Below are 12,375 nucleotides of genomic sequence, written 5' to 3' on the forward strand. Positions count from 1 at the left end.
TCCATTTTACCGGCAGCTCCCCATGGCGACTTCTATCGGAGAGGCCCCCTGATAAAAGCCCCGGCCGTTCGTCTGCTAAGCTCCCGAAACATCTGTGACAGCCGCCTACGCGTCTGCATAGGATATCGGAGACGATTTAGTATTCAGAAGGAGTGTGCCGTTTTGAAAAAAAAGAAGAAAACCTCATCCTCCTCTACCCAGCCCTTCAGAGTCGATCCGAGTACCCGGGAGATTGACCTGCTGGGGCGAGGTACGGGACGCAACTCCAAAAAAGACAAGGAGGCCCGCATCCTGTCCGCGGCTTCCGTCTTGGATTCCGAGGAAGACCTTGTTGGTCTAGCTGAACTGAAGCAGGAGAAAGAGAACGAACAACAGTTTGAACAGGAGATAAGGCAGGAACAGGAAGAGATACAGGAACAGATACAGGTCATCCACGATATTCTGCCGGAACAGAACCCGAGCAATCCATTGAGCGAAGTTTTCCCGAGCCAAGAGAAACCTGCCGATACCTCATCCTTTGCGGCCATACATGCTGAACAAGAGCAGCTGCTGGCCGATAGGGAAATGCCCGGAGTGAAGGGAGCATTCATATACACCGAAGATATCGGCGAATATGCGATTACCGATAGCCGCATTGCCTCCCGGGCCGTGACCGCCTCCAAAATCGCACCCGGTGCCGTAGGAGCCGAGGCGCTTCAGGATTACAGCGTGAGCAGCATCCATATCACGGACGAGGCCGTTACCTCAAGCAAGATCGCCCCCCTGTCCATTACCAGCGATCACCTGATGGACGGCTCGCTATCCACTCGGAAGCTCCGCGACGGCGCAGTAAACGGAAGCAAAATCAAAGACGGCGCAATCACTGCCCAGAAGCTCGCGGATCATTCGGTCGAAGGGAATAAAATTGCCGATGGCGCCGTGACGGCCCGCCACCTGCAGCATCTGATCGTGACGACGGAGCTGCTTGACGATCAATCTGTCAGAGGCGACAAAATTGCCTCCAGCGGGATCGAAACCCGGCATCTGGCCAACGGAGCCGTGCACACCTCCAAGCTCGCTGACTACGCAGTCACGACAACCAAAATCCGTGACGGCGCGATCAGCAGCGAAAAGATTGAATATGGTGCCGTTTCCGGCTCACATATCCAACAAGGCTCCGTAGACAGCGGGCATTTGGCACCCGGATCGGTCACTGCCGAGCATTTAGCTTATGGCAGCGTCGGTTCTAGCCAAATCGCCGAAGGCGCCGTTGGTTCGGCACATCTACAGGCTGGCACCATCCTCTCCCGCCATATCGCGGACGGCGCGATCGGTACCGAGCAAATCAGACATGGCTCTATTGGAGATGAGCAACTCGCTTCTGGCGCCGTGGCTTCTCGGCATCTTGCCGATTCCAGCATTACAAGCTTCAAGCTGGCCGACCAGTCTGTCCATACGGCGAAGCTGGTGGAGCAAGCCGTCACTGCCTCCAAGATCGCAGACCAAAGCGTTCTCCCGAGCAAAATTGCTAACGAAGCGGTGCAGACCCGGCATTTGAGCAAAGGATCGGTAGAATCGGCCCATATTGTAGATCAAGCGATTTCATCCCAACATCTGGCTGAGCAAGCGGTGAAAGCGTCCCATATCGCGGAGGGCAGCCTGACGCCGAAGCATTTTGCAGCGGAAAGCGTAACCGGATCCGCCATAAAGCCTAAAGCGGTCGGACCGCAGCATCTGGCCGACGGCGCCGTAGCCAGGCAGCATCTTCAGCCTGAATCCATTGGCGAAAAGCAGCTGGCTTCTGGCAGCGTCACAAGCAGCAAGCTGGCGCTCGGCTCTGTCGGCGGAGCGATCATTGCGCTTGATGGCGTCACCTCCGTCAATATCGCCAAACAGTCGGTGTTGCAGCATCACCTAGCTCAAGGCAGTGTCGGAACCAGCGCTCTTCAGGAAGAAGCGGTGCGCTCGGCCCATCTGTCCGACCAAGCAATTGAAGCAAGGCATCTCAAGGCCGAAAGCGTACAGAGCAAGGCGCTTGCGCGAGGCTCGGTCACGGCGGACAAAATCGCGGAGGGCAGCGTGACCGAATCGGCCATCGGGAATGGCGCTATTGCCCCTCGCCATCTGGGCGACCACGCCGTTACATCATTAAAGCTGTCGCCAGAAAGCGTATCGACCGACAAGCTTGCGGATCTTGCCGTTACCTCCTCCAAGCTTGCAGAGGGCAGCATCACTGCAGATAAGATTGCCCAGAAGGCCGTACAATCAGCCCACCTGTCCCCGGGTTCCGTAACGGGAGAGGCGATCCAGAACCAGGCGGTTACTTCAGACAAAATTGCACCGCAGGCAATAGAAGGCGCTCATCTCGGCCTGGAATCCATCTCGGGCAAGCATATTGTTCAGGAAGCCGTCCACGGTTACCACCTGAAGAAAAAATCCGTCACATTAAATCACTTGGCGGACGAAGCCCGCTCTCCGGAGATGTTGTTTAATGACGGCAGCATTCCGGGTTCCAAGCTGGGAGATCAGTCCGTCTCGGAAGCCCATCTCTCCCCTGCGTCGGTATCCGAACAGGCTTTGAAACCAAACTCTGTCAGCGGGGACAAAATCAAGCCGCTCTCCATCAGCGCCGGGCACCTGCAGCAGGAGAGCATCCTGTCCGACCATCTGGGGGCAGACATTGTCAAATCAGAGCATATCGGAAACAATGCCGTAACGGATCGCCATCTTGCTCCGGATTCGGTCAAAACGCATCATATTCAGAACTCGAGCATTAAATCGGACCATGTCGCCGTTCAAGCCATTTCGGCCCGGCACCTGGCTGAACAAGCGGTAAATCAGGCTCATATTGCGGAGGGCTGCCTGATTCCGAAGCATTTTGCACCGGACAGCGTTACCGAATCCGCCATCGCGAACGGCGCCATTGTCCCCCGCCATCTGGGCGACCACGCCGTTACATCGCTGAAGCTGTCGCCGGAAAGCGTATCGACCGACAAGCTTGTGGATCTTGCCGTTACTTCCTCCAAGCTTGCGGAGGGCAGCGTCACCGCAGATAAGATTGCCCAGAAGGCCGTACAATCGGCCCACCTGTCCCCAAGTTCCGTATCGGGAGAGGCGATCCAGGACCAGGCGGTTACTTCAGACAAAATCGCACCGCAGGCAATAGAAGGCGCTCATCTCGGCCTGGAATCCATCTTGGGCAAGCATATTGTGCAGGAAGCGATTTACGGTTACCACCTGAAGAAAAAATCCATCACATTAAATCACTTAGCGGACGAAGCCCGCTCTCCGGAGATGTTGTTTAATGACGGCAGCATTCCGGGCTCCAAGCTGGGAGATCGGTCCGTCTCGGAAGCCCATCTCTCCCCAGAGTCGGTATCCGAGCAGGCTCTGAAACCAAACTCCGTGAGCGGGGACAAAATCAAGCCGCTCTCCATCAGCTCCGGGCACCTGCAGCAGGTGAGTATTCAGTCCGAGCATCTAGGGGCAGACATTGTCAAATCAGAGCATATCGGGAACAATGCCGTAACGGATCGCCATCTTGCTCCGGATTCGGTCGGGTCGCACCATATTCAAGAAACAAGTATTACTTCTTCCCATCTCACGGAAGGAAGCATTCTTGCAGGTCATATCGCGGAGGACTCTGTAAACAGCCAGCATATCGCAGAAGGTTCTGTCGGTTCCAATCATATTGAGCTGTTCGCGATTCAGAGCCATCACCTGGCGCCTTATTCCGTTAATGCCGCCCATCTGGGGAATCAATCCGTAGGGCACGTGCATCTGCAGCCAGACAGTGTCGGCGTGGATCAACTGCAGTCGGGTTCGGTAAGATCCCGGCAGTTAGCCGAAGGTGCGGTCCTTCCCCACCACCTGCAGATGCACTGCATCAGTACAGAGCATATCGAAGCCGGGGCGATTACGGCGGAACTCATAGCTGAAGGAACGATGACTGGAGATAAGATCGCGGATGGAACCATTGCAGGCTCGCACATTTCCGACGGCGCCATCGAGAGCAGACATCTCGGACCGGACGCCTTCAGCGGATTTACCCTCGCCGATGGAGCCATTGACAGTGCCAAGCTGGGAATGAGGGCAGTGACCAGCGCTCATTTGACCGACGCCGCTGTCACCGGAGTCCACATCGCGCAGGGCGCTATTACGGGATCGCATGTTGCCGATGGGTCGCTCGGCGGCGCGCAAATTGCTGATGGCTCCATTGAAAGCCGCCATCTGGGGCCGGATGCCTTCGACGGATTCACCCTCGCCGATGCTTCCGTTACCGGCGACCATATTGCGCAGGGTGCTATTACAGGTTCTCATATTGCCGATGGGTCTCTGGGGGGCACACAAATTGCCGATGGCTCCATTCAAAGCCGCCATCTCGGACCGGACGTCTTCAGCAGCTTCGCCCTTGCCGATGCTTCCGTTACCGGCGACCATATTGCGCAGGGTGCTATTACAGGTTCTCATATTGCCGATGGGTCTCTGGGCGGTGCGCAAATTGCCGATGGCTCCATCGAGAGCCGCCATCTCGGCCCGGACGTCTTCAGCAGCTTCGCCCTCGCCGATGCTTCCGTTACCGGCGACCATATTGCGCAGGGTGCTATTACAGGTTCTCATGTCGCTGACGGTTCTCTGGGTAGTGCACAGATTGCCGATGGCTCCATCGAGAGCCGCCATCTCGGGCCGGATGCCTTCGACGGTTTCACCCTCGCCGATGCTTCCATCACCGGCGACCATATTGCGCAGGGCGCTATTACGGGGTCGCACGTCGCTGACGGTTCTCTGGGCGGTGCGCAAATTGCCGATGGCTCCATCGAAAGCCGCCATCTCGGGCCGGATGCCTTCGACGGTTTCACCCTCGCCGATGCTTCCGTTACCGGCGACCATATTGCGCAGGGTGCTATTACAGGTTCTCATGTTGCCGATGGGTCTCTGGGCGGCACACAAATTGCCGATGGCTCCATCGAGAGCCGCCATCTCGGACCGGACGTCTTCAGCAGCTTCGCCCTTGCCGATGCTTCCGTTACCGGCGACCATATTGCGCAGGGTGCTATTACGGGGTCGCACGTCGCTGACGGTTCTCTGGGCGGTGCGCAAATTGCCGATGGCTCCATCGAGAGCCGCCATCTCGGGCCGGATGCCTTCGACGGTTTCACCCTCGCCGATGCTTCCGTTACCGGCGACCATATTGCGCAGGGTGCCATTACAGGTTCTCATGTCGCTGACGGTTCTCTGGGCGGTGCGCAAATTGCCGATGGCTCCATCGAAAGCCGCCATCTCGGGCCGGACGCCTTCGACGGTTTCACCCTCGCCGATGCTTCCATTACCGGCGACCATATTGCGCAGGGCGCTATTACGGGGTCGCACGTCGCTGACGGTTCTCTGGGCGGAAAGCAGATTGCCGATGGCTCCATTCAAAGCCGCCATCTCGGGCCGGATGCCTTCGACGGTTTCACCCTCGCCGATGCTTCCATCACCGGCGACCATATTGCGCAAGGTGCCATTACAGGTTCTCATGTCGCTGACGGTTCTCTGGGCGGCACGCAAATTGCCGATGGCTCCATTCAAAGCCGCCATCTCGGATTTACGCCAGTGCGCGGTACGGCCGGCCAGGCGAAGCTCCAACAATATGGAATGACGCCTTTCGTTTTGAGCGGCCCCGAGGCCAAAGCCGAAGTGGGGGTTCAATTTGAGGAGCCTTTTGGCGGCATCAACTATGTCATCGTAGGCATGAGCAACAATCCCGGCTTCCAAATTTCGCTGAAATCCCAGCAAGAAGACAGCGCCGTGCTCGAGGTTGTGCGCCAGCCCGGCTGCAATCTGGCCTACGGCTTCATATCTTGGATTGCGATTGGCCCTTCCCTGTAGAACGTGCATAATTCTTTATAAGACTCCCCCGATCTCAGCGTCTTGGGGGAGTCTTTTTGTACACGGCTGCAGCTAAAGCTGCCCATCAGGGGATGTGCATGATTGTAAGTGTAAGCAGCAATTCCCGACCTATGAAAAGCACGGCAATCTGCTAACATCCTCCGCTCCTGGACAGCTTATCAAATGGTCTATATTATGCCAAAAAAGACGAGCCATAGAGCTCGTCTTTCAATATGAATGATAATCCCTTGATCATCCGAAATCGGGCGGACCGAGTAGCCCCCTGCCTTCTGCAGTTGAAAACAGGACCCTTTTAAGTACTTGTAACGCGGCAATCGCCTTTTACTGCCGCTACAGGACCCTTTTAAGTACCTGTGGCGCGACAATCGCCCTCTACTGCCGACACAAATCCCTATTCGGTACATATGACGGACCCGTGCTGCATTACGAAAAAATACCCCAGCGTATTTTTCATTGCGCCTTATCTGGAGCGTTTTTACCCGACGGCCATCGGGACCGTGCCCCGAACGCGTAGCAGCCAGATAAGAACAATATCCCTGCCGCTGCCATAAAGGTCGCCCTGACACCAAACCGGTCTGTGACATACCCGAACAACAGCGTGGACGCTCCAAAAACGAGTGAGATCAGCGAGCTTTGGGCCGCATACACTTTGGGCATCAGCTGCAGGGACACGCTCCGCTGAAGCATGGTTTGCAATGAAACCGCCTTGAGCTGATCAAACAGACCAAACCCTGCCGAAAACATCAAAGCCAGCCACGGCATCGAGGTCATTCCGAAGCCAAGCGTCATCAGGCTGATGCCGAAGGAGGAATATACGGTTATGCTGCCGATATGGCGATCAATCCACCTCGAGCCCTTCATGCCGCACCATCCGCCTGCCATCAATCCCAGAAAAAAGCTGGCGTTAATATATCCCCACCAAGCCTCTTCCTTGTGCAGCACCTCGGACACGTATACATATAGGATAGCAGCGATCCACACGACTCCGGCAATGGATTCCAGCACATATATGACGTGGATCGTCCGCAAAGCAGGCTGTTTCCAGATGAGTACCCAGCCTTCACGCATGGAGCTCCAATACGGAGGACGGTCCCTCCGTTCGCTTGAGTCGCCTGAAACGAGCGGATCCTCCATCCTGTTCATCAAAACAGCTGCAGCCGCTGCCAGTACGACGGTCAGCCAAATGACCTGACCGCCTCCGACCATGGCGACCAGCATTCCTCCGGCAGCCCAGCCGCCTAGCTGAATGATCTGGTCAACTACGGCAACGAAGCTGTTCGCCCGGGTTAATTCATCCCGCGGAACAAGCCGGGGGAGCATTGCATGGCTCGCCGGAGCGGCCCAGCCGTCCAGGAACGAGATAAGGAACACCATGCCAAGAATCACATACACCGTCATCTCTTGATTCCCCAGTGCATATCGGGTCATGACGAGCAGCAGCAGTGCTGTTGTTTTTCCCCATTGCGAGATGAGAAGCAGCAACTTCAGGGCATATTTGTCCATCAGTACGGGCGCAAAGCCCCCGCTAATAAATCGAGCAAGCGTAGTAACAAAAGGAATCATAGCCATATACATGGCAGATCCCGTGATCTCATGGACGATCGCCATTAGCCCGACAACGTAAAATAAATCGCCGCAATTGGCGAGGGCCTGACCGGTCCAGAGATAGCGGAAAGACTTGTTATTCATGGTTCTACCCCGTTTCTTTCAGTATTCAATTGTATGGGTGGTGGGGTAGCAACCTACATGTTCCGGCCTCGCTTCCTAGTCTTATATGCTCACATGTTAACATTATTCCCTATCGCTTGTTAACCCCAAGAAACGAAATCAACCCAGGGAATTCCTTGCGTGAAAGATGTCTTCTACTCTGGCGTCTAAGGGTTTCCTGAAACTCCCATGACTTTTTAGTCATGCGCTAAAACTATTTCGGCTCCTACTCGGTCTAATAGTCGGTATGGCTAACAAGCATGAAGCTGGCCAGCCAATGATGCGCGCGCGAGCATCGATCCTGTACAGCATCATTAAGACGTTAAATAGCAAGGAGTGAGTGAACTGGCCAAGGCACTTTCCCAACAGCAGTTCAGCGAACATATTACGAGGTGCAGCAGCAAACTGTACCGGGTGGCATATTGTTATGTCAAAAATGAGCAGGACGCGCTGGATATCGTCTCAGAGGCGACGTACAAGGCTTATCTTTCCTTCGAGCGGATGAAGACGCCGCAGTATTTCGACTCCTGGATTACCCGGATCGTGATTCACTGCGCGCTCGATCGTCTGAACCGGAACAAGCGGATCGCCTTTATGGAGGATCAGACCCAGGAGTACGCGGCCGCCGAGCTTGCCGTTCCGCTGGAAGAGAAGCTGGATTTATATGAGGCAATGGACCGGCTTGCGCCGGAGGAGAAGGCGTATATTATTTTGAAATTTTTCGAGGACCTGCGCTTCAGAGACATGGCCGATGTCCTGGAGCTGCCGGAGAACACGGTCAAAACCCGGTTTTACCGAATCATCGGAAAGCTTAAACAATATTTGATCGAAGGAGAGGTCGAGGGATATGACAGGTAAGGATCGTTATGAACGGATCGAGATTCCGGCTCAGCTGGCTAATGTGATGGAGTCGGCCCGGCACAAAGCGGCCGCGCGCAAAAGATCCCTCCGCTTGATGCGATACTCGAGCGTGGTTGCCGCAAGCCTCGCCCTGTTGTTTGTCGTTAACATACCGGGCGTTGCCAATGCCTTGTCCAAAGTCCCGGTTGTGGGCAGCATTGTGCAGGTGCTTCAGTTTGGCGGGGGCGGTGAGCGGACAGATGGCGTAAGCGTCACCACCGAAACTGTAGCGGATGTGCTTCGCATCAACTTCGACCAGGCAGGCGAAACGGTATCCAGCGTGCCCTCCTATACCGTAGAGCACCGGGAAGCGCCGAACCGGCTCATTTTTACGCTCAACGGCGTTCGAAATTTCGATTACGATACAGTCAAGAACGATCTGCTGGCTCTTCCGCTCGTGGAGGACGTCTATGAAAATATCATCCTGGATGATTCCGCCATGCGTTTTGTGGTAGAGCTGAAGGATGGTGTGACCCACAGCGTGTCGGAGTATCGGGATCCGGGGTATATCGAGCTCAGGCTTGCATCTACCGGCAAACAGGCAACGCCGCGCGAAGTGTTTTATATCCGTAGTGAAGCTATGCCGCAGGGAGAGTCCCTCGCAATCCTCGAGGAGATATATTACGAAGATGACGTAACGTTCATTAAGACAGCAGGCGGTGATTTCATTGCCGCGATTGGCGGATTCGATACCCGGGAGGAAGCGGAACAGAAGCTCAGCGAAATCTCATCCCGTGAAGGCTACGCCGGGGATCTGCGCATTGACAGCTGGATGAGCAATGCCCATCCGGAATAAGAGGCTTGGGAGGATTTCGCCCCTTTATTTGGGAAGACATACATTTAACGAATCCCCAAAATGTACAGCAGCCCGGCTCCATGATGATTGGAGCCGGGCTGCTTGCTGCTAAGTAACTTTTGGGATTAGGCACTAATGAAATTTAGAGAACCGTATCATCCAGAGTGCTGCTGTGCCGAGAAACGAACGAATGGGCCGCTTGTTATGACGTCCGTCCCGGATATATCATAACCTTCACGCTGGTGTCCTTCTGCGTCCGGGCCAGCTCCACGGCCTCCTGGATCCGGTCCAGCGGGAATTCATGGGTTATGATATCCCGGATCCGGCTGCTGCTGCTCTGCAGCAATCGAATCGCCGCCGGATACGTATTGGCATAGCGGAACACGCCGTACACGTCCAGCTCGGCATCCACCAGTGCGCCGATATCGACAGGAATGGCGTCCTTCGTCGGCAGGCCGACAAACACGATCCGTCCGCCACGGTTCACGTAGCCGATGGAGCTTCCAATCGCGACCGCATTGCCGGACGTCTCGATGATCAGGTCCACGCCTTCTCCTCCAGTCAGCTCCTTCAGCCGCTCAGGCACGTCATCCGACAGCGGATTGATTACGCCAGCGGCTCCGATCCGCGACGCCAAATCGCGCCGGAATTCCACTACATCACTTCCGTACACCTGCGATGCCCCGGACAGCTTGGCCGCCTCGATGGCCAAGAGGCCGATCGGTCCGAGGCCGAGCACCAGCACCCGGTCCTCCGGGCGGATCCGGCCGCGGCGAACCGCATGGAGACCAACGGACAGCGGCTCCAGCAGCGCCCCTTCCTCAAAAGACATATCGTCCGGCAGCTTAAACAGAAAATCGCTGCGAACCGCCACGTATTCCGCCCATGCCCCATCCACCGGAGGGGTAGCCATGAATACGACATCCGGGCAGAGGTTGTACCGGCCGCTCTTGCAATACGCGCAGCGACCGCAGGTTACGCCCGGCTCGACGGCGACACGGTCTCCTACCGATACGTTCGTCACTTGATCCCCGGTCTGAACCACAGTGCCTGCTAGCTCGTGTCCCAGAATTAGCGGCTCCTTGACCTCATATCTGCCGATTCGCCCATGTTCATAGTAATGGACATCCGAACCGCAAATGCCGATGCAGTAAACCTGAATGAGCGCTTCATCCGGCTTCGGCTCGGGAACGGGAACCTGCTTCACGCCGATCGACATCGGCTTGTCCAGAACGGCCGCTGCCATCATTTTCGATTGTGACATACTGACAACACCTCGAATCTCAAGTAATCGCTTTCTCCTGTAGTGTAACACGATATACAACCGCTTCATAAGGGCGCAGCGTGAATCGGTCCTGTAGAATTTCGGCTGGCGTATAATTGGAGAGAACGACTTCGAGCTTGCGCTCCCGCCACGGGGAGGGCATGCGAAGCTCGGGGGTGTTTCCAGAAAAGTTCAAGACGATCAAATAAGCCTCATCCTCTAAGCTTCGTGAATACATGAAAATTTCCGGATGTTCCTCCAGCCAATCGTCATAGGTGCCGTAAATGAGCGTTTGACTGGATTTTCGCAGGCGAATCAATGCTTTGTAAAAGTTCAGGATCGAGTCCGGATCCTTCTCCTGCTGCTGTACATTGATCTCATGGTAATTCGGGTTCGGGCGGATCCACGGCACAACGGTCGAAAAGCCTCCGTACAACGAGTCATCCCACTGCATCGGGGTTCTTGCGTTATCGCGTGCCCGATATGCGATTCTCCGCATCGTCTCCTCCACGTCCTTCCCGTCCAGCAGCCGCTCCCGGTAATAGTTGTAGATCTCTACATCCCGGTATTGGCTCAGCTCGCTGAAATCCGCATTGGTCATGCCAATCTCCTGTCCTTGATAAATGAACGGCGTCCCCTGCTGGAGCATGAAGAAGGTAGCCAGCATTTTGGCGGATTCCTTATGGAAATTCACGGGATCGCCGAAACGGGAGACGGAGCGCGGCTGATCATGATTCTCCATAAACAGCGCATTCCAGCCGACGCCCTCAAGTCCCTTCTGCCACTTGCGGGTAATACGCTTCAGCTCCGCCAAATCCCACGGGGCAAAATCCCAGCGGCCCTCCGCTCCGAAATCCATGCTGACATGCTCGAATTGAAAAATCATATTGAAGGCCCCGTTCTCCTCACCGATCCACAGATCGGCCTCGGAGACATCGGTTCCGCTGGCCTCGCCCACCGTCATAATGTCATACTCCGCAAAGGCTTCGCGCTTGAACTGCTGTAAAAAGTCATGAATGCCTTCAATATTGCGGTGGCCCGGATTCGCATCGACATAGCGGAAATTGCCCGGATTCGGCATGTCCGGGAGACCCGGCGCTTTTTTGATATGCGTTATGGCATCCACGCGGAAGCCGTCAATGCCCTTGTCGAGCCACCAGCGGATCATCCGGATCAGCTCCTGCCTCACCTCCGGATTCTCCATATTAAGATCCGGCTGCTTTCTCGAGTAGAGATGCAGGTAATATTGGTCGGTTTGCTCATCGTACTCCCAGGCGGAGCCGTTGAACATCGACGCCCAATTGTTGGGCTCGGCCCCTTCCTTGGAGTCGCGCCATATGTAATAGTCCCGTTTGGGGTTGTCCCGGGAAGACCGGGATTCAATGAACCACGGATGCTCGTCCGACGTGTGGTTCAGGACCAGGTCCATGATCACCCGCATGCCCCGGTCGTGAATTTCCGCCAGCAGCCGGTCAAAATCCTCCATTGAGCCGAATTCCTCCATGATGGCATGATAATCGCTGATATCATAGCCATTGTCATCATTGGCCGATTTATAGATCGGGCAGATCCAGATCACGTCGATGCCGAGCTCCTTCAAATAATCCAGGCGGGAAATGACGCCAGGAAGATCGCCGATGCCGTCTTCGTTCGTATCCATAAAGCTGCGCGGGTATATCTCGTAAGCGACAACTTCTTTCCACCATACTGTTCGCATTGTTAGTATCCCCCGTTATGTATGCGGCCCGTGCGGTAGCTGACAGGACGCTGCAATGATTGAATGGTGCAGGCAGGAGAGGGCTGGCGTAACTGCAGCGGGCGTAATCGCAGCTAACGT

The 12,375-nt window shown here is 55.6% G+C and carries 6 protein-coding genes; 3 read left to right on the forward strand and 3 right to left on the reverse strand.

The features are described 5' to 3' along the window. The first annotated feature begins 162 nt into the window (after positions 1 to 162). Positions 163 to 5,850 carry a WIAG-tail domain gene (locus tag NSQ46_RS27060; RefSeq protein WP_342575384.1) on the forward strand — a complete coding sequence of 1,896 codons (5,688 nt, stop codon included), beginning with the start codon at positions 163 to 165 and terminating at the stop codon, positions 5,848 to 5,850. 471 nt (positions 5,851 to 6,321) lie between these two features. On the opposite strand, the gene NSQ46_RS27065 is transcribed toward NSQ46_RS27060, so the two are convergent. Beyond that, on the reverse strand, positions 6,322 to 7,560 hold the full coding sequence (locus NSQ46_RS27065) for an MFS transporter (RefSeq protein ID WP_144873448.1): 1,239 nt from the start codon (positions 7,558 to 7,560) through the stop codon (positions 6,322 to 6,324). A gap of 354 nt (positions 7,561 to 7,914) precedes the next feature. Between NSQ46_RS27065 and NSQ46_RS27070 the strand changes: the two genes are divergently transcribed. Further along, positions 7,915 to 8,436, forward strand: coding sequence for a sigma-70 family RNA polymerase sigma factor (locus NSQ46_RS27070; RefSeq protein WP_251535998.1), 522 nt, complete (start codon positions 7,915 to 7,917; stop codon positions 8,434 to 8,436). Next, positions 8,426 to 9,274, forward strand: a complete 849-nt coding sequence (locus NSQ46_RS27075; protein ID WP_342575389.1) for a hypothetical protein — start codon at positions 8,426 to 8,428, stop codon at positions 9,272 to 9,274. The genes NSQ46_RS27070 and NSQ46_RS27075 overlap by 11 nt, the downstream gene beginning before the upstream one ends. 202 nt (positions 9,275 to 9,476) lie before the next feature. Here the strand turns inward: NSQ46_RS27075 and NSQ46_RS27080 are convergent, their stop codons facing one another. Both NSQ46_RS27080 and NSQ46_RS27085 read right to left on the reverse strand, forming a co-directional pair. Beyond that, positions 9,477 to 10,538, reverse strand: coding sequence for an NAD(P)-dependent alcohol dehydrogenase (locus NSQ46_RS27080; RefSeq protein ID WP_342575391.1), 1,062 nt, complete (start codon positions 10,536 to 10,538; stop codon positions 9,477 to 9,479). A 19-nt stretch (positions 10,539 to 10,557) separates the two neighbouring features. Beyond that, positions 10,558 to 12,255, reverse strand: coding sequence for an alpha-glucosidase (locus NSQ46_RS27085; protein WP_342575392.1), 1,698 nt, complete (start codon positions 12,253 to 12,255; stop codon positions 10,558 to 10,560). Positions 12,256 to 12,375: the final 120 nt, after the last annotated feature.

Source organism: Paenibacillus sp. FSL M8-0142, assembly GCF_038597315.1.
Classification (GTDB): domain Bacteria; phylum Bacillota; class Bacilli; order Paenibacillales; family Paenibacillaceae; genus Paenibacillus_AQ; species Paenibacillus_AQ lactis.